Source organism: Klebsiella sp. 10982, from assembly GCF_048589245.1.
GTDB classification, from domain to species: domain Bacteria; phylum Pseudomonadota; class Gammaproteobacteria; order Enterobacterales; family Enterobacteriaceae; genus Klebsiella; species Klebsiella quasivariicola.
In genome coordinates, this window is record NZ_JBMAXV010000003.1 from 81,590 (window position 1) to 100,728 (window position 19,139).

The following is a 19,139-nucleotide window of genomic DNA, read 5'->3' on the forward strand; positions in this document are numbered from 1 at the left end:
TATCACGCGTCTGCCAGGCCGGGTAAGCGAAGCGCCGCCCGGCTTTTTTATTGAGTAAAAATCGTGAATACACTCGAACAAACCATCGGCAATACCCCTCTGGTCAAACTTCAGCGTCTGGGACCGGACAACGGCAGCGAAGTCTGGGTCAAACTCGAAGGCAATAATCCGGCCGGCTCGGTGAAAGATCGCGCCGCGCTGTCGATGATCGTCGAAGCGGAAAAACGGGGTGAAATCCAGCCTGGCGACGTACTGATCGAAGCGACCAGCGGCAACACCGGCATTGCGCTGGCGATGATCGCTGCGTTGAAAGGTTATCGCATGAAGCTGCTGATGCCCGACAACATGAGTCAGGAGCGTCGGGCCGCCATGCGCGCCTACGGCGCCGAGCTTATCCTGGTGACCAAAGAGCAGGGAATGGAGGGGGCTCGCGACCTGGCGCTGGAGATGGCCCAGCGCGGAGAAGGCAAACTGCTCGATCAGTTTAACAACCCGGATAACCCCTACGCCCACTACACCACTACCGGACCGGAAATCTGGCAGCAGACCGCGGGGCGAATTACCCACTTTGTCTCCAGCATGGGGACCACCGGCACCATTACCGGGGTATCGCGCTTTTTGCGCGAACAGAGTAAGCCGGTGGCTATTGTCGGCCTGCAGCCGGAAGAGGGCAGCAGTATTCCCGGGATCCGCCGCTGGCCAGCAGAGTATATGCCGGGCATTTTTAACGCTTCGCTGGTAGATGCGGTGCTGGATATTCATCAGCAGGATGCCGAGAACACCATGCGTCAGCTGGCGGTACGGGAAGGGATTTTCTGTGGCGTCAGCTCAGGCGGCGCGGTGGCGGGCGCGTTACGCATTGCCCGCGAAAATCCCGGCGCGGTGGTGGTGGCGATCGTCTGCGATCGTGGCGATCGCTACCTCTCCACCGGCGTATTCGGCGAGGAACATTTTAGCCAGGGGGCGGGCATTTAATCATCGAGCAGGTCAGTGCCGTAGGAGTTATCGACAGTGCACAGCCAGCGCTCGTCCTGCTTCTGAAAGACGTAGGTGGCGCGCCGCGTAACCTGGGATATCCCGTCCGCCGTCGGGATATCCAGCCGGGTTTCCATAATGACCAGCGCATTGCCGCCGCCTTCAATAACCTCCATTTTTCCCTGAGTCACCACCAGTCGGTGCTGGAAATAGTCGGCAATGGCGATAAAGGCTTTGCGGATATTCTCTTTCCCTCTGACCACCATGCCCGGTTTGACGACCAGCGCGGCGTCTTCTGCGTAATGGGCCATCAGGGTATCGTAATCCTCCTGCGAGATTGCGCGATCGCAGGCTTCAATGACTGCTTTTAACGTGGAGCTGGAGTGAGGCATTGCTGGGACTCCTGTTCGTGAGTTATTTTTCCGCCACCGTCACAGTTTTATCCGTCTGGGCGATCAGGGTATGCAGGTACGGCCGGGCCTGCTGATCGTTTTTACCAGGGAACCTGACGATATAAGGCTTGCCGGTGACAGAGGATGATGATGCCACCTTATCGATAAATTGTTCTGCAGTATCGATACGGTTGCGCGTATTACTTAATTTCAGCCTCAGATGTGCCACGGCTTCATCGCAAGTATGGGCATCGCCATTGCGCACGAAGATGAGATCGCTTTTTTGCGCCAGGGCATCAAGCATCGCATTAATGCGCGCTTCCTGGTAGGCGTTAAGTTTAGCTATAACGGGAAAAGAGAGTAACAGTGTCAGCAGCGCGCAGAAAATGCTTTTCATTTTGCGTCCCTTCCGGATTGGGTTGTCCGGTAAAGTCTACTCTCTTCGCGCCATGGCAATTAAGTTTTCGGAATAGCGCCTGTTTCCGGTTGTTTTTCCGTCAGTTTGTCGAGAAATGTCCAGAGTTTCTGATTCATCTCTCGATAGTCCCAGGTGCGCATTTCCTCTTCGCGACGGACAAAACGACGGCCTCTGGCGGCGTTAAGTTCCTGCTGTGAATTGGCGATCAGCAGTTCGATTACCGCAGTATCAAACTCCATATGGCACTGGAAACCGTAGACCCGTTCGCCATATTTGACTATCTGTCGTGGGCAGCCTTCGCTGGAGGCAAGCACTTCCGCCGTTGGGGTCAGGCCGGGCATATCGTTATGCCAGTGGCCAACCACTACGGTATGGCCGAAGTGAGCGATTTTGTCATCCATCAGTCCGGCGGTGGTTAGCGTCAGCGGATAATGGCCAATCTCTTTTTCCGGACTTTCCATCACCGGCGCGCCCAGCGCTTCGCCAATCAGCTGCGAGCCGAGGCAGATACCCACCACGATGCGACCCGCGTGAACGGCCTGAGCGATCAGCCGCTGTTCCGCCTGCGCATTAAAGTAGGGACATTCTGCCAGCGTAGTGCGTGGAGACTGCGGGCCGCCAAGCACCACCAGCATATCAAAATCGTGTGCGTTTGCCGGCAGTGGATCTCCGGCATAAATCCGCGACCAGGTGGTGGAATAGCCATGCTTTTGCACCCAGGTCAGGTAAGCGCCGGGCGCTTCAAAATGCTCATGAACAATAAAATGGACCCGCATGTTATGGCCTCCGTTAGGGGTGGGTTAGGACCAGCGCCAAATCTTCCGCCAGTCGGTTAATCTCAGCGTCATTCAGGCGACCCAACGACAGGCGCAGCCCGTGTGCTGGTGTTCGCACGCCAAATACTTCCCCTTCGCGTACCAGCCAGCCCGCGCGGGCCAGGCGTAACGCGTAAGGCTGGCTCGCCGCCGGCAGCGGCAGCCAGAAATTGAGGCCATCGCCCGGCGGAAAATGACGGGATCCGTGCCGGGCCAGTGCCGCCGCCAGTTTCTGATTTTGCTGTTGATAGTGATCGCGGCTCTCGGCCATCGAGGCGATAAACAGGTCATCGGTCAGGCAGGCGAGCGTCAGGTCCTGTAGCAGATGGCTGACCCACTGGCTGCCAGCGTTTAGCCGCAGACGCAGCGCGGCTGAGGTTTCGCTATCGCTGGCGATAAAGGCCAGCCGCAGGTCCGGCCCCAGGGTCTTCGACATTGAGCGGACCAGCGCCCAGCGTTGCGTGCTCGCGGGCAGAGGGGAGTACCACGGCGTGGCCGACAGCAGGGCAAAATGGTCATCGACGATAGCCAATACCTGCGGATAGCGGGCCAGCACCTCCCGCAGCGCTTGCGCCCGGGGTTCCGTCAGGCTACAGCCGGTAGGATTATGCGCCCGCGGGGTTAAGATCACTGCCCGCGCGCCGTTACGCAATGCCGTCTCCAGCTCGTCAGGATCCATCCCCTCGGCATCCACCGCCACCGGACAGGGGGTAAAACCAGCGTAACGCACCATATTGATACTGCTGAGAAAACAGGGATCTTCCACGACCACGCCATCCCCCGGGAGCAGCAGCGCGCACAGCAGGCGTTCCAGAGCGTCAATCGCCCCGCTGGCAAGATTGACTTCAAACGGAGCGGACAGTTCGCGAGCAAACCAGGCCGTGGCCCACTCCCCCAGTCGGGGGTCGACAGCGGCATCCCCATACAGGCGCGGCGTGCGGATAATGTGATCCAGATAGCGGGTGAGATTGGGTAGTCTGGCAGGATCTGGATTGCCGCCGGAGATATCGTTCAGCGGCGTGGATGGATCGCCTCCCTCCAGCACTGGCAGTGTGTCCCGCGCTTTGATGGCCGTACCGTTGCGTCCCTGACTGACGGCCAGGCCAGAGGTCACCAGGCGTTTATAGGCGGCGGCGACGGTATTGCGATTCACCGCCAGCTGACTGGCGAGCTCGCGTACCGGCGGCAGAATTTCGCCGGGTTGCAACGCGCCGCTTTGCACCAGGTGGCGTATATTATCGAAGATTTCGCTGGCGGTTTTTCCGGCTAACATTATTGACCTATGACAAAATGAAATTTAGCATAGGACGAATCATAATCAGAGCGTGACCCGCTGTCCAGCGGGGGGAGAAAAGATGGGCCAGCAAGATGACATACAATCAGTGCTCTTTCATGACAAAAGCCGGGCGTCGGAGGTTGATATCGTCGCCGTGCAGTCACAGGTAGTCTACGGCAGCGTCGGTAACAGCATCGCGGTTCCGGCGATTAAACAGCACGGCCTGCGCGTGCTGGCGGTGCCGACGGTGCTGTTCAGCAATACGCCTCATTATGAGACGTTCTATGGCGGCATTATCCCGGAGGAGTGGTTTGTCGGATATCTGCAGGCGCTGGAGGAGCGCGACGCGTTGCGTGAACTGCGGGCGGTGACCACCGGCTATATGGGCAATGCCGTGCAAATCGAGCGCCTGGCGCAGTGGCTGACACGGGTTCGTGTGCGCCATCCTGAGCTGTGCATCCTGGTGGATCCGGTCATCGGCGATGTCGACAGCGGCATCTACGTTAAGGCCGAGATCCCGGACGCCTATCGTCAGCATTTGCTGCCGCTGGCACAGGGGATCACCCCGAATCTGTTTGAACTGGAGACGCTGAGCGGCAGGCGCTGTCGCAATCAACAGGAGGCGGTTGCCGCGGCGCGAAGTCTGCTGTCAGATACCCTTAAGTGGGTGGTGATCACCAGTGCACCGGGGGAGGCGAGTTCGACGATCAATGTGCTGGTGGTAACAGCCGATGCGGTGGAGGTGGTGGTTCATCCACGGGTGGAGACAGATTTGAAGGGGACGGGCGATCTGTTCTGCGCCGAACTGGTGAGTGGCCTGCTCAGCGGCCTGGCACTGGGGGCCGCGACACAGGCTGCCGCGCAGCGCGTGCTGGAGGTGATGAACTGGACCGCCGCGCAGGGTTGCGATGAACTGATCCTGCCACCGCTGGAGAAAAATCGATGAAAAGCTACCGGTTAGTGATCCGCCAGCAGGGGCGTATTGTCGGTCATTTTGATACGACGGGGGAGGCGGCGCTGGAGGATGCCTGCGTGGCGCGGTCGCTGTTCGGCCTGGCCGGAGGGTATCAGTGCGAACTGCTGGTTTCTGACAGTGAAAGACGCATTCTGGAAAGTACGCCGGAAGGTATGCGCGTTCTTTCCCGGGAGAAATGCTACCAGGTAGTGACCAACGCGATATAAAAAAATGGCGCCTTTCGGCGCCATTTTTATGCAGCAAGCATTACTTCTTGATGCGGATAACCGGGGTTTCGCCCACAGTCACGCTACCGGACAGTTTGATCAGCTCTTTGATCTCGTCCATGTTGGAGATAACCACCGGCGTCAGGGTAGACTTGGCTTTCTCTTCCAGCAGCGGCAGATCGAATTCGATTACCGGGTCGCCGACTTTCACGCGCTGGCCTTCTTCAGCAATACGCTTGAAGCCTTCGCCTTTCAGTTCAACGGTATCAATACCGAAGTGAACGAAGAGCTCAATGCCGCTATCAGATTCAATAGAGAACGCATGGTTGGTTTCGAAAATTTTACCAATGGTACCGTCTACCGGCGCGACCATTTTGTTACCGGTCGGTTTGATGGCAATCCCATCGCCCACAATTTTTTCCGCAAAAACCACATCCGGCACGTCTTCGATGTTGACGATTTCACCGGAAAGGGGAGCAATAATCTCAATAGTTCCGGTGTCTTTCTTGTCATCAGAAACCAGAGATTTCAATTTATCAAACAAACCCATGATCTTCTCCTAAGCAGTAATTTGGGCCGCGCATCTCGTGGATTAGCAGATTGTTTTTTCTTCAATGAACTTGTTAACCAGCGTCATTAACTCGTCCGTTGTCGGTTGAGCAAGAGCCTGCTCTGCTAATACTTTTGCATCTTCGAAGTTCGTGTTACGAATAATCTTCTTGATGCGCGGGATGGAAATGGCGCTCATAGAGAATTCGTCCAGCCCCATACCCAGCAACAGAAGTGTAGCACGTTCATCGCCCGCAAGCTCACCGCACATGCCAGTCCATTTACCTTCAGCGTGAGAAGCATCAATAACTTGCTTAATCAGATTCAGTACAGACGGTGACATTGGCTGGTAAAGATGTGAAATCATATCATTACCACGGTCAACTGCCAGAGTATATTGCGTTAAATCATTGGTGCCGATACTAAAGAAATCAACTTCTTTGGCCAGATGACGAGCAATAGTCGCCGCAGCCGGTGTTTCCACCATCACGCCGATCTCAATGGATTCGTCAAATGCTTTACCTTCGTCACGCAGTTCCTGTTTGTAGATTTCGATCTCCTTCTTCAGTGCACGCACTTCTTCAACAGAGATGATCATCGGGAACATGATGCGCAATTTACCGAAAGCAGAGGCACGCAGAATAGCGCGAACCTGATCGCGCAGGATCTCTTTACGATCCATCGCGATACGTACGGCACGCCAGCCGAGGAACGGGTTCTCTTCTTTCGGGAAGTTCATGTACGGCAGCTCTTTGTCGCCGCCGATGTCCATGGTACGGACGATAACGGCCTGAGAGCCACAGGCTTCAGCCACCGCTTTATAAGCTGCAAACTGCTCTTCTTCTGTCGGCAGCGCGTCGCGATCCATGAACAGGAATTCGGTACGATACAGGCCTACGCCTTCGGCGCCGTTGCGCTCAGCACCTTCGACATCGCGAACGGTACCAATGTTGGCGCACACTTCAACCTGATGGCCGTCGAGGGTAATCGCCGGCAGATCTTTCAGTTTCGCCAGTTCGGCTTTTTCTTCCGCAACCTGAGCCTGCAGATTACGCAGCGCTTCAATTTGCTCGTTAGACGGGTTGATCAGAACCTGATTGTTCACCGCGTCAAGAATCAGATAGTCGCCGTTTTTCACCTGCGCCGTAATGTTGCCGGTGCCCACAATCGCTGGCAGTTCCAGGGAACGCGCCATGATGGAGGTGTGAGAAGTACGGCCGCCCGCGTCGGTGATGAAGCCCAGCACTTTTTTCAGGTTCAGCTGTGCGGTTTCAGACGGGGTCAGATCGGCAGCGACGAGGATAACTTCATCCTGAATCGCGCTCAGATCGATGATCGCCAGACCAAGGATGTTGCGCAGCAGGCGCTTACCGATATCACGTACGTCAGCGGCACGTTCTTTCAGGTATTCATCGTCCAGCTCTTCCAGGGCAGTGGCCTGACCGTCGATAACTTCATTGGCTGCCGCGTCGGCAGTCATGTGCTTATCTTTAATCAGGGCTATGATTTCCTGCTCAAGCTCCTCATCTTCCAGCAGCATGATATGCCCTTCGAAGATGGCTTCTTTTTCTTCACCGAAAGTTTCACCAGCTTTGGTTTTGATGACCTCCAGCTGGGCGGAGGCCTTGGCGCGGCCGCTCAGGAAACGTTCGACTTCCTGATCAACCTTATCGGCAGAAATTTTCTTCCGGTCGATGACAATTTCATCTTCCTTCAGCAGCAGTGCTTTGCCGAAGGCGATACCCGGGGATGCTAAAATGCCTGAAATCATAACCCTACCTTACTTGTGACTGATATGAAAAAGAACCCGTGAACTTACTCGAGTTCAGCCATCAGTTTAACCAGATGTTCAACAGCTTTCTGCTCATCTTCGCCTTCAGCGGAGAGGGTCACTACGGTGCCCTGGGTCAGGCCCAGAGTCTGCAGTTTGAACAGGCTTTTGGCGCTGGCGCTTTTGCCGTTGGAGGTTACAGTGATCTCAGAAGTGAAGCCTTTAGCTTCTTTAACAAACTGAGCAGCAGGGCGGGTGTGCAGACCGTTCGGAGCGGTAATGGTAACTTCTTGCTGGAACATTATATTTCCCCAACTTATAGGTTTAGTGTTGTGGACCTAAAGTCTAGTCTAACGACTCGACTTTAGCCTGTATTGTTAGCGCCGGCGTTACGTTTCCGGCCTTGGCGTCGGCAGCGCCTGGCGCTGCGAAGACCTGAGGGCCATTGACGTCTAGCACGTCATTAAACATTATGCCGCGAAAGGAAGACTTGAACCAAATCATAAAATCGATTCAGCTGGCGGAAATCCTCTTCTGAATAATTTCGCGCATCAAAATAAATGTGCTGGTTAAATACCAGACCCTACGAGGTGAATCAATGCCAGGAGGGGTAAAACTTTGACGTATGCCACAAAAAAGCACCTGAAAAGGTGCTTTTTTACACATTATTTACAAGCTGGCACTACTGTTGCAGTTCTTTCTCTGTGAAGAGATCGGCAAACAACGCGGTGCTTAAATAACGCTCACCTGAGGAAGGTAGGATAACCACAATATTCTTATTGGTAAAGGCCTCATCTTCCTGCAGCTTCAGCGCGGCGGCAACGGCGGCCCCGGAAGAGATACCTGCCAGAATGCCTTCTTCTTCCATCAGACGGCGTGCCGTCGAGATAGCTTCATCATTGGTGATACCGATGACTTTATCCACCAGCTTCAGATCCAGGTTGCCAGGGATGAAGCCAGCGCCGATACCCTGAATTTTGTGCGGACCCGGCTTGAGCTCTTCGCCTGCCAGCGCCTGAGAGATGACCGGCGAGTCGGTCGGTTCAACCGCGACGGTGATCAGATCTTTTTTACCCTTGGTGTTTTTAATATAGCGGCTGACACCGGTCAGCGTTCCGCCGGTACCAACGCCAGAGATAAACACATCCACTTGACCGTCGGTGTCTTCCCAGATTTCCGGGCCGGTGGTTTTCTCGTGAATTTCCGGGTTTGCCGGGTTGCTGAACTGCTGCAGCAGCAGGAATTTTTCCGGGTTGCTGGCGACAATCTCTTCCGCTTTCTGGATGGCGCCTTTCATACCTTTGGCGCCTTCGGTCAACACCAGGTTTGCGCCCAGCGCTTTCAGCAGCTTACGACGCTCAATGCTCATGGTTTCTGGCATGGTTAGCGTCAGTTTATAGCCGCGTGCCGCCGCCACGTAGGCGAGGGCGATACCGGTGTTGCCGCTGGTCGGTTCGACCAGTTCCACGCCAGGTTTCAGAACGCCGCGCTTTTCAGCATCCCAGATCATATTGGCGCCGATACGGCATTTTACGCTAAAGCTCGGGTTACGAGATTCTACCTTTGCCAGGATACGGCCGTTACCAATGCGGTTCAGTCGTACCAGCGGCGTATGACCGATAGTCAGGGAGTTGTCTTCAAAAATCTTACTCATGGCCCGTCCTTAACTGTATGAAATTTGGGGGTACGGCATCAGCATACCCGCTTAAAGAATATGCGGAAGTAAGGATTTAGCATATCTATATGCGGAAGGGAAATAATGGTGAGCAAGAAGGAATAAGCGAGATATAAGGAGCGGCCTTTGCCGCTCCTGGATGGACGTATAAGAGCTACTTCCAGAGACCGTGTTTATCGCGATAGCAATCAACCCACATGGCGGTGGCGCCGCAGATAGCCACCGGGAGGATCACCAGGTTTACTACCGGGATCATGGTGAACAGGCTGGTGAGCGCCCCAAACTGCATATTCATCACCTTGCGGCTGCGCAGTGCTTCACGCATGGTTTTGAAGGGGACCTTATGATTATCAAAAGGATAATCACAGTATTGAATCGCCAGCATCCATGCGCTGAACAGGAACCAGAGTACCGGTGCTACTGTCTGGCCAACGCCAGGAATAAAATAGAGCAATAACAGCACGATGGCACGCGGCAGATACCAGGCTAGCTTCTGCCACTCCCGTTTCATAATGCGCGGAATATCCTTCATGATGCCAAACACGCCGACATCCGGCGGGGTGGCGCCGGTCAGGCGTGCTTCCAGCTGTTCTGCCAGCAGTCCACTGAACGGGGCGGCTATCCAGTTGGCGATTGTCGAAAAGAAGTAGCCAAACACCAGCAGGATTGAGATCACTACCAGCGGCCACAGCAGATAATTCAGCCACTGCAACCAGTCCGGTACATGGCTCATCAGCGAGGGGATCCAGCTGCCGAGACGGGTAAACAGCCACCAGAAGGCACCGCCCATCAGCAACACGTTAACCAGCAAAGGCAGGAAGACATAACGACGTATGCCCGGCAGACCGATGAGTTTCCAGCCCTGCGAAAAATAATAAACGCCGCTACGCGGGGTTGGTGCGGATGATGAAACCATAGCCAGGCAATGCTCCTTTTTTAACATCCAGGGTGAATGCGCGCTTATTTTATCGGGTCGTCAGACAATAACCAGTTAGGAAATGTTCGAAAAAACAGCAAAAAGCACGATTTAGTTCATCTTTATGTGGTGAAAGCCACCGACGCACTTGCACTTGAGGTAATCGGCAAATACTCTTAGTGAGTAAATGTTTGCCGTGGTGGCAAGGTGTTAGAACAACAGAGAATATAATGATGCAGGATTTGCGTCTGATATTAATCATTGTTGGCGCGATCGCCATAATCGCTTTACTGGTACATGGGTTCTGGACCAGCCGTAAAGAACGTTCTTCGATGTTTCGCGATCGCCCACTGAAACGTATGAAGTCGCGCGACGATGAGTCAGAATATGACGACTTTGATGATAATGTTGAAGGCGTAGGTGAAGTCCGCGTTCATCCGGTCACTCACGCCCCGCACGGCGCGCATGGGGAGCATGAAGCCCCTCGTCAGGCGCCACAGCACCAGTACCAGCCGCCTTACGAGCGTCAGATGCAGCAGCCTGTGCGTCCCGAAGAACCGGTTCGCCAGCCGCCGCGCCAGGCTCCGGTTCCGCCGCAGGGGCAGCAGCCTGTGCCGCATGCGGCACCACAGCCCGGCTGGCAACAGCCACAGCCCGCGCAGCCGCCCGTGCAACCTCAACACCAGCCGCAGCCGGTTGTGCAGCAGCCCGTGGCGCCACAACCGGTGACGCCGTCTGTCGCCCAGCCGCAGCCGACCGCACCGCAGCAGCCTGTCGCCGCGCCGCAGCCCACTGTGGCTGAGCCACAGCCAGCGGAACCGCAGCAGCCTGCTGCCCCTCAGCCGAAAGAGCGCAAAGAGACGGTTATCGTGATGAACGTCGCCGCTCATCACGGCTCGCAGCTTAACGGTGAGGTGCTAATCAACAGCATTCAGCAGGCCGGTTTCAAGTTTGGCGAAATGAATATTTTCCACCGTCACCTGAGCCCGGACGGCAGCGGACCCGTGCTGTTTAGCCTGGCCAACATGGTGAAGCCGGGGACCTTTAATCCGGACAGTATGGCGGATATGATGACCCCCGGGGTGACTATCTTTATGCAGGTCCCTTCCTATGGCGATGAACTGCAGAACTTCAAGCTGATGCTGCAGTCTGCGCAGTATATCGCTGATGAAGTGGGCGGCGTGGTGCTTGACGATCAGCGTCGCATGATGACGCCGCAAAAACTGCGTGAATATCAGGATCGTATTCGCGAAGTGAAAGACGCGAACGCCTGACGTCCCGCGTTATCTCAACTCCTTCTCAACCCCCGCCTGTCGGGGGTTTTTTATCATTGATGGTGTGATATGGAACCGATCGAACAACAACTGACTGAACTGCGAACCACGCTTCGCCATCATGAATATCTGTACCACGTTATGGACGCACCGGAAGTACCCGATGCGGAATATGACCGCCTGATGCGCGAGCTGCGCGAGCTGGAGAGTCAGCATCCGGAGCTGATTACCCCGGACTCGCCGACGCAGCGGGTGGGGGCGGCGCCACTGACCGCCTTCAGCCAGATCCGCCATGAAGTACCGATGCTGTCGCTGGACAACGTATTTGATGAAGAGAGTTTTCTTGCCTTCAACAAGCGGGTGCAGGATCGTCTGAAAAGTACTGACGGTCTCACCTACTGCTGCGAGCTTAAGCTCGACGGCCTCGCGGTGAGTATTCTCTATGAAAACGGCGTGTTAATGCAGGCGGCGACCCGCGGCGATGGCACCACCGGCGAAGATATTACCTCTAACGTGCGAACCATTCGCGCCATCCCGCTCAAGCTGCATGGCGAAAATATCCCCGCCCGCCTTGAGGTGCGCGGTGAGGTGTTCCTTCCGCAGGCCGGGTTTGAAAAAATCAATGAAGAAGCGCGCCGCACCGGCGGAAAAGTGTTTGCTAACCCGCGTAATGCGGCGGCGGGTTCGCTGCGCCAGCTCGATCCACGCATCACAGCGAAGCGACCGCTTACTTTCTTCTGCTATGGCGTGGGCGTGCTGGAGGGCGGCGAGCTGCCCGCCAGCCACTCGGCCCGTTTGCTGCAGTTTAAAGCCTGGGGGCTGCCGGTGAGCGATCGCGTCACCCTGTGCCATACCCCCGAGGAAGTGCTCACTTACTATCGTAAAGTTGAGGAAGATCGTCCTCATCTGGGCTTTGACATTGATGGCGTAGTGATCAAAGTCGATTCGCTGGCATTGCAGGAACAGCTGGGTTTCGTGGCCCGCGCGCCGCGCTGGGCTGTGGCCTTTAAGTTCCCGGCACAGGAGCAGATGACTTTCGTCCGGGACGTGGAGTTCCAGGTGGGGCGCACCGGAGCGATTACCCCAGTGGCGCGCCTGGAGCCGGTCCATGTTGCCGGCGTGCTGGTGAGCAATGCCACCCTGCATAACGCCGATGAAATCGAGCGCTTAGGTTTGAAAATCGGCGACAAGGTGGTGATTCGCCGGGCTGGCGACGTGATCCCGCAGGTGGTCAACGTGGTGCTTTCCGAGCGTCCGGCAGATGCCCGGGATGTGGTCTTCCCGACCCACTGCCCGGTATGTCAGTCAGACGTTGAGCGGGTCGAGGGCGAAGCGGTGGCTCGCTGTACGGGCGGCCTTATCTGCGGTGCGCAGCGCAAAGAGTCGCTCAAGCACTTTGTCTCTCGTCGCGCACTGGACGTTGACGGCATGGGCGACAAAATCATCGATCAGCTGGTAGAGAAAGAGTATGTCCATACCCCGGCGGATCTTTTCCGCCTGACGGCAGGAAAACTGACCGGGCTGGATCGGATGGGGCCGAAGTCTGCGCAAAACGTGGTGAACGCCCTGGAGAAAGCCAAAGAGACAACCTTTGCGCGCTTCCTTTACGCGTTGGGTATTCGCGAGGTAGGAGAAGCGACGGCGGCGGGGCTGGCGGCGCATTTTGGCACCCTTGACGCTCTGGAGCAGGCGTCCATTGAGGATCTGCAAAAGGTCCCTGACGTTGGCATCGTAGTCGCCACCCATACCTTCAACTTCTTTGCCGAAGAGAGCAACCGCGATGTCATCGCGCAGCTGCTGGCCGAAGGCATCCACTGGCCGGCGCCCGTGGTGGTGAAGGCGGAAGAAATTGATAGTCCGTTTGCGGGTAAAACCGTGGTTCTGACCGGTAGCCTGAGTCAGCTGTCGCGGGATGATGCCAAGGCACGTCTGGTGGCGCTGGGGGCGAAGGTAGCGGGCAGCGTGTCGAAGAAAACCGATCTGGTGATTGCCGGCGAAGCTGCGGGCTCTAAGCTGGCGAAAGCGCAGGAGCTGGGCATTGAGGTGATTGACGAAGCCGAAATGATGCGCCTGCTGGGAGAATAACGTGGATAAAGCGCAGCTGGTCGAGATAGCCAATACCGAGATGCCGTTCGGTAAATACAAGGGACGTCGTTTAATCGACGTCCCGGAAGAGTATTTGTTGTGGTTTGCGCGCAAGGATCAGTTCCCTGCCGGCCATCTCGGCGAACTGATGGCGTTGACCCTGCTGATTAAAACCGAGGGGCTGAGCGATCTGGTCCAGCCCCTGAAGAAAGCGCGTTAAGCTTTGGCGGCGTTGGCCTTTTCCTGCGCGATACGCGCATCGGTTTGCTGCTTGTAGCGCCGCGCCAGCACTGCGCAGACCATCAACTGGATTTGATGGAAGATCATCAACGGCAGCACCATGATGCCGAGAATGGAGGTCGGGAAGAGAATATTGGCCATCGGAATGCCGTTGGCCAGACTCTTTTTCGAACCGCAGAAGACGATAGTTATTTCATCGGCTTTGTTAAAGCCGCAGCGGCGGGCGACAAACATATTGACCGCGATGACGATGGCCAGGAGCACCAGGCTGACAATCACGATAAACAGCAGCGATCCCAGACCGACTTTATGCCAGATGCCGTTCACCACCGCCTCGCTAAAGGCGGAGTAAACCACCAGCAGAATTGAAGTCTGGTCGGTTTTACCAATCCACTTCTTATGTTTCGCCACCCAGTTGCCGATCCACGGCCGTGATAAATGGCCAAGCACGAAAGGCAGCAGCAGTTGCAGCATGATCTTCCCGACCTGCTCGAGGCTGCCGCCTGCGCCATGGAGGTTCATCAGTACCCCCACCAGCAGCGGGGAAATAAAGATGCCCAGCAGGCTGGAGGCCGAGGCTGAACAGACTGCCGCCGCGACGTTGCCTCCGGCCAGGGAGGTAAAAGCGATAGCAGATTGCACGGTGGCCGGCAGAATGCACAGATAGATAAAGCCGCTGTAGAGCATCGGATCGACATTCACCGGGGCCCACCAGGCAAACAAAACCCCCAGTACCGGGAAGAGGATGAACGTGCTGCACATCACCCACAGATGCAAGCGCCAGTGACTGCCGCCGGCGATAATCGCTTCCCGGGAGAGTTTAGCGCCGTGCATAAAGAACAGCAGGGCGATGGCCGCGGTGGTCAGATGTTCAAAGAAGGGGACGAATGCGCCACGGGCCGGAAAGAATGAGGCCAGCAGGACAACGACGATCAGCGTTGCCGTAAAGGGATCGAGAATGCGGAAAAGTTTCATAAACGCTCCTGAAAAGAGATGCGCTATTGTGCTTTTTTTCATTTGAGAAATAAAATTGATTTATTGCATCTATTCATGAATAAAAAAGATGAATTACTCTCTGCGTCAGTTAAAAGTGTTCGTCACCGTCGCCCGGGCTAAAAGCTTCAGCCGGGCAGGGGAGATGATTGGCTTGAGCCAGTCGGCTGTCAGCCACAGCGTTAAAGAGCTGGAGCATCAGACCGGCGTTCGTCTGCTCGATCGTACCACCCGCGAAGTGGTGCTTACCGAAGCGGGCCAACAGCTGGCGGGCAGGCTGGAGCGTTTGCTTGATGAACTGGCGGTGACGCTGCGCGACGCCGGGCGGGTAGGACAGCAGCTGAGCGGGACCGTTAAGGTCGCCGCCAGCCAGACGATTTCGGCCCACCTGATCCCGCAGTGTATAGCTCACAGTAATCGTCGTTATCCCGATATAGATTTTGTGCTGCACGACCGGCCCCAGCAGTGGGTGCTGGAGAGTATTCGTCAGGGAGAAGTGGATTTCGGCATTGTGATCGACCCCGGCCCGGCGACAGACCTGCAGTGTGAGGGCGTACTGGCGGAGCCCTTTTTACTCCTGTGTCGGGAGGATCATCCTTTTGCCGACCTGACGGAAGTACCATGGCAGGCGCTCCAGGATGAAAGACTGATCCTGCAGGATTATGCCTCCGGTAGTCGCCCTCTGATTGATGCGGCCCTCAGCAGGCTGGCTATCCGGGCGAATATTGTGCAGGAGATTGGCCACCCGGCAACTCTCTTTCCGATGGTGGAATCGGGGATTGGCATTAGCGTACTGCCGGCGCTGGCGTTGCCGTTACCGCAGGGAAGCCATTTGACGGTGAAGCGACTGACCCCGGTGGTCGAGCGGCAGCTGATGCTGGCATGCCGGAAAAATCGTTCGCTGTCGACTGCCGCTCAGGCGTTATGGGAAATTGTGCGTGAGGAAGGAGAGAATTTAACCGCCGCCAGGGTTGAAGATCCGCTTTATCAGCGCTGACAAGGGGACTGCTGGGGGCGAACTCGCGGCAGGTTGTGTTTTACGCATAGCAAAAAGGCGCCTTTAGGGCGCCTTTTTACATTGGTGGGTCGTGCAGGATGACTCGGCTTCGCCTCGCCCTTCGGGCCGTCGCCGTGAGCGGCTCCGTTGTCTCACTTCGTTCGACCCGAACCTGCTGCAGGTCCGAATCGTTGAGTTCAGCGCATAGCAAAAAGGCGCCTTTAGGGCGCCTTTTTACATTGGTGGGTCGTGCAGGATTCGAACCTGCGACCAATTGATTAAAAGTCAACTGCTCTACCAACTGAGCTAACGACCCGAAGTGGTGGGTGATGACGGGATCGAACCGCCGACCCCCTCCTTGTAAGGGAGGTGCTCTCCCAGCTGAGCTAATCACCCACTTCGGTACTTCATATTTTGACAGAAAATCCAGCTGGCGAGAAAGTGGTGGGTGATGACGGGATCGAACCGCCGACCCCCTCCTTGTAAGGGAGGTGCTCTCCCAGCTGAGCTAATCACCCACTTCTCAATTTTCTGTTCTACACGGCGGAGACTACGTTAAGTAGTGGTGGGTGATGACGGGATCGAACCGCCGACCCCCTCCTTGTAAGGGAGGTGCTCTCCCAGCTGAGCTAATCACCCCCGCTGTGTGGAGTCGCATTATAGGGAGAGTTGAAAATGAGTCAACGCCTTTTCTAAAGAATTCGTTCGTTCGTCGTAAAATTAAACAAAGCGATCGCAAAACCGGCGGCATAGTATGATTTATAAACAAAAATGGCAAACCGTGACGTTCCGACGGGAACAACATTGAGGAATCAGCCCACGGTGTTAGAATATTGACCCATAATTTCCACCGGACATTGCCGGCTATCGGCATCTTTATTAAACGTAAGGCCAATTCATGAAAATCAAAACTCGCTTCGCGCCAAGCCCAACAGGCTATCTGCACGTTGGCGGTGCGCGTACTGCTCTCTATTCCTGGCTTTTTGCCCGTAACCACGGCGGTGAGTTTGTGCTGCGTATTGAAGACACCGATCTCGAACGCTCCACCCCGGAAGCAATTGAAGCCATCATGGACGGCATGAACTGGCTGAATCTGCAATGGGATGAAGGTCCCTATTACCAGACCAAACGTTTCGACCGTTATAACAACGTGATCGATGAGATGCTGGAAGCCGGCACCGCTTATAAATGCTATTGCTCGAAAGAGCGTCTGGAAGCGCTGCGTGAAGAGCAGATGGCGAACGGTGAGAAGCCGCGTTACGACGGCCGCTGCCGCCATAGTCACGAGCATCATGCGGATGATGAGCCTTGCGTCGTGCGTTTCGCTAACCCGCAGGAAGGTTCGGTTATCTTTGACGACCAGATCCGCGGACCGATTGAGTTCAGCAACCAGGAGCTGGACGATCTGATCATTCGCCGCACCGATGGTTCCCCGACCTATAACTTCTGCGTCGTCGTGGATGACTGGGATATGGCGATCACTCACGTGATCCGTGGTGAAGATCATATCAACAACACGCCGCGCCAGATCAACATCCTCAAAGCGCTGAATGCGCCGGTGCCGGTTTACGCCCACGTATCGATGATCAATGGCGATGATGGTAAAAAACTGTCCAAACGCCACGGTGCGGTCAGCGTGATGCAGTATCGTGACGACGGCTACCTGCCGGAAGCGTTGCTCAACTATCTGGTTCGTCTGGGCTGGTCCCATGGCGATCAGGAGATCTTCACCCGCGAAGAGATGATCGAGTTCTTCTCGCTGGGGGCGGTGAGCAAGTCCGCCAGCGCGTTCAACACCGATAAACTGCTGTGGCTGAACCATCACTACATCAATACGCTGCCGGCGGATTATGTGGCGACGCATCTGCAGTGGCATATCGAGCAGGAAAATATCGATACCCGGAACGGCCCGCAGCTGGCCGAGCTGGTGAAACTGCTGGGCGAACGTTGCAAAACGTTGAAAGAGATTGCCCAGAGCTGCCGCTACTTTTATGAAGAGTTCGCAGAGTTCGACGCTGATGCAGCGAAGAAACATCTGCGTCCGGTGGCACGTCAGCCGCTGGAAGTGGTTCGCGATAAGCTGGCGGCGATCGGCGACTGGACGGCGGAAAACGTTCACCACGCCATTCAGGCAACCGCTGATGAGCTGGAAGTGGGCATGGGTAAAGTCGGTATGCCGCTGCGCGTGGCGGTGACCGGGGCAGGGCAGTCTCCTGCGCTTGACGTTACCGTTCACGCTATTGGTAAATCGCGGAGCGTAGAGCGTATTAATAAAGCACTGGCTTTTATCGCGGAACGTGAGGCTCAGGCCTCCTGATAGCGATGTAGAGGAAACAACGGCAGGTCATCCCTGCCGTTTTTTATGCCCGCTACCTGGGGCTGGCGATGCCCAGGCGGCTAAGAAAACCGCTAATCCCTTCCCGGGCCAGCAGATCGCGTAGCCGTAATTGTTCTTCCTGAGTCATCAGATGAAGGGTCTCTGTGATCTGCCGCCAGACCACGTCGGCTTCATTGACCAGGTAAGCGCCCGGCGATTCCGCGAGATCATTATCGCTAAACAAATGGCGCCTGGCAGGGATGTTAGTGAGAAATTCCAGCACCGGCTGGTCGATGACCACCAGTCGTGCTCGTCCACCTTTGACGCCGGGAATTGCCTCCGTACGCCATTTTTTCTCCCGAACCCAGCGATTGATGGTTTGTCTTGCCAGCCCCAGACAGTCAGCAAGCTCTGCGGGTGTCATTTTATCTTTCAGTTTCATCATCGTTTACCGATCGCGGATCCCTAACCGAAGCAGTAACCCGGTGATCCCTTCGCGCAGCAGCAGCGACATAAGCTGTTTCTGCTCGCTGGGGGTCAATTCTTTACAGAGGGTCAACAGCAGCGATTCCAGATCGCTGTCGTGGGTGGAATAGGCGCCGGGCGTCTCTGCCACGCGCTGAGCACTGCGGATGAACTCTCTGACCTGCTCATTGACATGGACCAGTCGCGCTTTGCCCCCCTGGACGCCAGGCCGTGGAGAGGTCTGCCAGCCTTCTTTCCGCACCCACTTATTGATAGTTTGCCGGCTGTAGCCAGTCAGATGGGCGATTTCTTCAGGTGTCATTCGTTCCTTGAGCATACTATTTCCTGAGTAAATGTATGGGAATTAGCTGTCCATGTTATAGCATCCTTTTACTTGAAAAGGTGACCAGTTTAACTTCTGGCTGCGATAAGGCTCGCATTGTCAGCAAGTTGCCTGCTTTTTCAGCGATTGAATCGGGTGGGATAATTTTGCCGTTGACACCTGAGCGAGGAATTCATATTATGCCGCCCGTCAACACGACACGCTTTACGTTACGGGGCTATAGCTCAGCTGGGAGAGCGCTTGCATGGCATGCAAGAGGTCAGCGGTTCGATCCCGCTTAGCTCCACCAAATTCTGCACCCAGCGGATTTGGTTCGTAAAGAGGTCCTGTGGGGCTATAGCTCAGCTGGGAGAGCGCTTGCATGGCATGCAAGAGGTCAGCGGTTCGATCCCGCTTAGCTCCACCAAAATTCAGAACCCTCGCCTTGGCGGGGGTTTTTGTTTTTATATGCTTTCA

20 protein-coding genes, 6 tRNA genes and 1 other RNA gene are annotated in these 19,139 nt (G+C 55.7%); 10 read left to right on the forward strand and 17 right to left on the reverse strand.

Features of this window, described 5'->3' with window-relative positions:
- Window positions 1–63: 63 nt before the first annotated feature.
- Window positions 64–975, forward strand: a complete 912-nt coding sequence (cysM, locus tag ACKLKD_RS03485) for a cysteine synthase CysM (RefSeq protein ID WP_025711443.1) — start codon at window positions 64–66, stop codon at window positions 973–975.
- On the opposite strand, the gene ACKLKD_RS03490 is transcribed toward cysM, so the two are convergent.
- From ACKLKD_RS03490 to ptsJ, 4 genes are read right to left on the reverse strand one after another with little or no spacing between them, the layout of a single operon-like run.
- Window positions 972–1,367: a YybH family protein gene (locus ACKLKD_RS03490; RefSeq protein ID WP_025711442.1), complete on the reverse strand. Its 396-nt coding sequence runs from the start codon at window positions 1,365–1,367 to the stop codon at window positions 972–974. The genes cysM and ACKLKD_RS03490 overlap by 4 nt on opposite strands.
- 22 nt (window positions 1,368–1,389) lie before the next feature.
- Entirely contained in the window at window positions 1,390–1,764 is a 375-nt protein-coding gene (locus tag ACKLKD_RS03495; protein WP_080896875.1) for a YfeK family protein, read from the reverse strand.
- 59 nt (window positions 1,765–1,823) lie between these two features.
- A complete protein-coding gene (locus tag ACKLKD_RS03500; RefSeq protein ID WP_080924269.1) occupies window positions 1,824–2,561 on the reverse strand; it encodes a type 1 glutamine amidotransferase in 738 nt (245 codons plus the stop codon).
- A gap of 13 nt (window positions 2,562–2,574) precedes the next feature.
- The gene (ptsJ, locus tag ACKLKD_RS03505) at window positions 2,575–3,873 is read right to left on the reverse strand and encodes a transcriptional regulator PtsJ (RefSeq protein WP_080896876.1); all 1,299 of its coding nucleotides are present in this window, start codon (window positions 3,871–3,873) and stop codon (window positions 2,575–2,577) included.
- Window positions 3,874–3,955: 82 nt separating this feature from the next.
- On the opposite strand from ptsJ, the gene pdxK reads away from it, so the two are divergent.
- Complete coding sequence (pdxK, locus tag ACKLKD_RS03510) at window positions 3,956–4,822, forward strand: pyridoxine/pyridoxal/pyridoxamine kinase (RefSeq protein WP_080896877.1); 867 nt, start codon at window positions 3,956–3,958, stop codon at window positions 4,820–4,822.
- Window positions 4,819–5,058: a cytoplasmic protein gene (locus tag ACKLKD_RS03515; RefSeq protein ID WP_080896878.1), complete on the forward strand. Its 240-nt coding sequence runs from the start codon at window positions 4,819–4,821 to the stop codon at window positions 5,056–5,058. The genes pdxK and ACKLKD_RS03515 overlap by 4 nt, the downstream gene beginning before the upstream one ends.
- Window positions 5,059–5,098: 40 nt before the next feature.
- Here ACKLKD_RS03515 and crr read toward each other — a convergent pair whose 3' ends face one another.
- From crr to cysZ, 5 genes are all read right to left on the reverse strand, one after another.
- Window positions 5,099–5,608, reverse strand: a complete 510-nt coding sequence (crr, locus tag ACKLKD_RS03520) for a PTS glucose transporter subunit IIA (protein ID WP_008803873.1) — start codon at window positions 5,606–5,608, stop codon at window positions 5,099–5,101.
- Window positions 5,609–5,650: 42 nt separating this feature from the next.
- Window positions 5,651–7,378 carry a phosphoenolpyruvate-protein phosphotransferase PtsI gene (gene ptsI / locus ACKLKD_RS03525; protein ID WP_025711436.1) on the reverse strand — a complete coding sequence of 576 codons (1,728 nt, stop codon included), beginning with the start codon at window positions 7,376–7,378 and terminating at the stop codon, window positions 5,651–5,653.
- Window positions 7,379–7,422: 44 nt separating this feature from the next.
- Window positions 7,423–7,680 (reverse strand): phosphocarrier protein Hpr, encoded by a 258-nt coding sequence (gene ptsH / locus ACKLKD_RS03530; RefSeq protein WP_002913505.1) that lies wholly within the window; start codon window positions 7,678–7,680, stop codon window positions 7,423–7,425.
- 380 nt (window positions 7,681–8,060) lie between these two features.
- A complete protein-coding gene (cysK, locus tag ACKLKD_RS03535; protein WP_004202001.1) occupies window positions 8,061–9,032 on the reverse strand; it encodes a cysteine synthase A in 972 nt (323 codons plus the stop codon).
- Window positions 9,033–9,207: 175 nt separating this feature from the next.
- Window positions 9,208–9,969, reverse strand: a complete 762-nt coding sequence (gene cysZ / locus ACKLKD_RS03540) for a sulfate transporter CysZ (protein ID WP_025711435.1) — start codon at window positions 9,967–9,969, stop codon at window positions 9,208–9,210.
- A 230-nt stretch (window positions 9,970–10,199) separates the two neighbouring features.
- Between cysZ and zipA the strand changes: the two genes are divergently transcribed.
- From zipA to ACKLKD_RS03555, 3 genes are all read left to right on the forward strand, one after another.
- Entirely contained in the window at window positions 10,200–11,243 is a 1,044-nt protein-coding gene (zipA, locus tag ACKLKD_RS03545; RefSeq protein WP_165931772.1) for a cell division protein ZipA, read from the forward strand.
- Window positions 11,244–11,312: 69 nt separating this feature from the next.
- Entirely contained in the window at window positions 11,313–13,328 is a 2,016-nt protein-coding gene (gene ligA, locus ACKLKD_RS03550) for an NAD-dependent DNA ligase LigA (protein WP_025711433.1), read from the forward strand.
- Window position 13,329: 1 nt separating this feature from the next.
- A complete protein-coding gene (locus ACKLKD_RS03555; RefSeq protein ID WP_002913440.1) occupies window positions 13,330–13,548 on the forward strand; it encodes a DUF3820 family protein in 219 nt (72 codons plus the stop codon).
- Here ACKLKD_RS03555 and ACKLKD_RS03560 read toward each other — a convergent pair.
- A complete protein-coding gene (locus tag ACKLKD_RS03560; RefSeq protein WP_025711432.1) occupies window positions 13,545–14,543 on the reverse strand; it encodes a bile acid:sodium symporter family protein in 999 nt (332 codons plus the stop codon). The genes ACKLKD_RS03555 and ACKLKD_RS03560 overlap by 4 nt on opposite strands.
- A gap of 88 nt (window positions 14,544–14,631) precedes the next feature.
- Between ACKLKD_RS03560 and ACKLKD_RS03565 the strand changes: the two genes are divergently transcribed.
- Window positions 14,632–15,558, forward strand: a complete 927-nt coding sequence (locus tag ACKLKD_RS03565) for a LysR family transcriptional regulator (RefSeq protein ID WP_025711431.1) — start codon at window positions 14,632–14,634, stop codon at window positions 15,556–15,558.
- A gap of 82 nt (window positions 15,559–15,640) precedes the next feature.
- On the opposite strand, the gene ACKLKD_RS03570 is transcribed toward ACKLKD_RS03565, so the two are convergent.
- The 5 genes from ACKLKD_RS03570 to ACKLKD_RS03590 all read right to left on the reverse strand — a co-directional run bounded on the left by ACKLKD_RS03570 (window position 15,641) and on the right by ACKLKD_RS03590 (window position 16,197).
- A non-coding RNA gene (locus ACKLKD_RS03570) (RtT sRNA) lies at window positions 15,641–15,776 on the reverse strand.
- A gap of 22 nt (window positions 15,777–15,798) precedes the next feature.
- Window positions 15,799–15,874, reverse strand: a tRNA-Lys gene (locus ACKLKD_RS03575).
- 4 nt (window positions 15,875–15,878) lie between these two features.
- Window positions 15,879–15,954: transfer RNA gene (locus ACKLKD_RS03580), tRNA-Val, on the reverse strand.
- Window positions 15,955–16,000: 46 nt separating this feature from the next.
- Window positions 16,001–16,076: transfer RNA gene (locus tag ACKLKD_RS03585), tRNA-Val, on the reverse strand.
- Between the two features lie 45 nt (window positions 16,077–16,121).
- Window positions 16,122–16,197, reverse strand: a tRNA-Val gene (locus ACKLKD_RS03590).
- A gap of 259 nt (window positions 16,198–16,456) precedes the next feature.
- Between ACKLKD_RS03590 and gltX the strand changes: the two genes are divergently transcribed.
- On the forward strand, window positions 16,457–17,875 hold the full coding sequence (gene gltX / locus ACKLKD_RS03595) for a glutamate--tRNA ligase (protein WP_025711430.1): 1,419 nt from the start codon (window positions 16,457–16,459) through the stop codon (window positions 17,873–17,875).
- A gap of 52 nt (window positions 17,876–17,927) precedes the next feature.
- Here the strand turns inward: gltX and ACKLKD_RS03600 are convergent, their stop codons facing one another.
- Window positions 17,928–18,320 (reverse strand): MerR family transcriptional regulator, encoded by a 393-nt coding sequence (locus ACKLKD_RS03600; RefSeq protein WP_080896880.1) that lies wholly within the window; start codon window positions 18,318–18,320, stop codon window positions 17,928–17,930.
- Between the two features lie 3 nt (window positions 18,321–18,323).
- Window positions 18,324–18,677, reverse strand: coding sequence for a YfeC-like transcriptional regulator (locus ACKLKD_RS03605; RefSeq protein ID WP_025711428.1), 354 nt, complete (start codon window positions 18,675–18,677; stop codon window positions 18,324–18,326).
- 219 nt (window positions 18,678–18,896) lie between these two features.
- Between ACKLKD_RS03605 and ACKLKD_RS03610 the strand changes: the two genes are divergently transcribed.
- Window positions 18,897–18,972, forward strand: a tRNA-Ala gene (locus ACKLKD_RS03610).
- Window positions 18,973–19,013: 41 nt separating this feature from the next.
- A tRNA-Ala gene (locus tag ACKLKD_RS03615) sits at window positions 19,014–19,089 on the forward strand.
- Window positions 19,090–19,139: the final 50 nt, after the last annotated feature.

Bases quoted from the DNA above. Each gene is read 5' to 3' on its own strand.
- ACKLKD_RS03500 (WP_080924269.1), bottom strand. From the start codon at position 2,561: ATGCGGGTCCATTTTATTGTTCATGAGCATTTTGAAGCGCCCGGCGCT.
- zipA (WP_165931772.1), top strand. From the start codon at position 10,200: ATGATGCAGGATTTGCGTCTGATATTAATCATTGTTGGCGCGATCGCC.
- gltX (WP_025711430.1), top strand. From the start codon at position 16,457: ATGAAAATCAAAACTCGCTTCGCGCCAAGCCCAACAGGCTATCTGCAC.
- ACKLKD_RS03560 (WP_025711432.1), bottom strand. From the start codon at position 14,543: ATGAAACTTTTCCGCATTCTCGATCCCTTTACGGCAACGCTGATCGTC.
- ptsJ (WP_080896876.1), bottom strand. From the start codon at position 3,873: ATGTTAGCCGGAAAAACCGCCAGCGAAATCTTCGATAATATACGCCAC.
- ACKLKD_RS03565 (WP_025711431.1), top strand. From the start codon at position 14,632: ATGAATTACTCTCTGCGTCAGTTAAAAGTGTTCGTCACCGTCGCCCGG.
- crr (WP_008803873.1), bottom strand. From the start codon at position 5,608: ATGGGTTTGTTTGATAAATTGAAATCTCTGGTTTCTGATGACAAGAAA.
- ptsI (WP_025711436.1), bottom strand. From the start codon at position 7,378: ATGATTTCAGGCATTTTAGCATCCCCGGGTATCGCCTTCGGCAAAGCA.
- cysZ (WP_025711435.1), bottom strand. From the start codon at position 9,969: ATGGTTTCATCATCCGCACCAACCCCGCGTAGCGGCGTTTATTATTTT.
- ACKLKD_RS03495 (WP_080896875.1), bottom strand. From the start codon at position 1,764: ATGAAAAGCATTTTCTGCGCGCTGCTGACACTGTTACTCTCTTTTCCC.
- pdxK (WP_080896877.1), top strand. From the start codon at position 3,956: ATGGGCCAGCAAGATGACATACAATCAGTGCTCTTTCATGACAAAAGC.
- ACKLKD_RS03600 (WP_080896880.1), bottom strand. From the start codon at position 18,320: ATGATGAAACTGAAAGATAAAATGACACCCGCAGAGCTTGCTGACTGT.
- cysK (WP_004202001.1), bottom strand. From the start codon at position 9,032: ATGAGTAAGATTTTTGAAGACAACTCCCTGACTATCGGTCATACGCCG.
- ptsH (WP_002913505.1), bottom strand. From the start codon at position 7,680: ATGTTCCAGCAAGAAGTTACCATTACCGCTCCGAACGGTCTGCACACC.
- ACKLKD_RS03515 (WP_080896878.1), top strand. From the start codon at position 4,819: ATGAAAAGCTACCGGTTAGTGATCCGCCAGCAGGGGCGTATTGTCGGT.
- ACKLKD_RS03605 (WP_025711428.1), bottom strand. From the start codon at position 18,677: ATGCTCAAGGAACGAATGACACCTGAAGAAATCGCCCATCTGACTGGC.
- ligA (WP_025711433.1), top strand. From the start codon at position 11,313: ATGGAACCGATCGAACAACAACTGACTGAACTGCGAACCACGCTTCGC.
- ACKLKD_RS03490 (WP_025711442.1), bottom strand. From the start codon at position 1,367: ATGCCTCACTCCAGCTCCACGTTAAAAGCAGTCATTGAAGCCTGCGAT.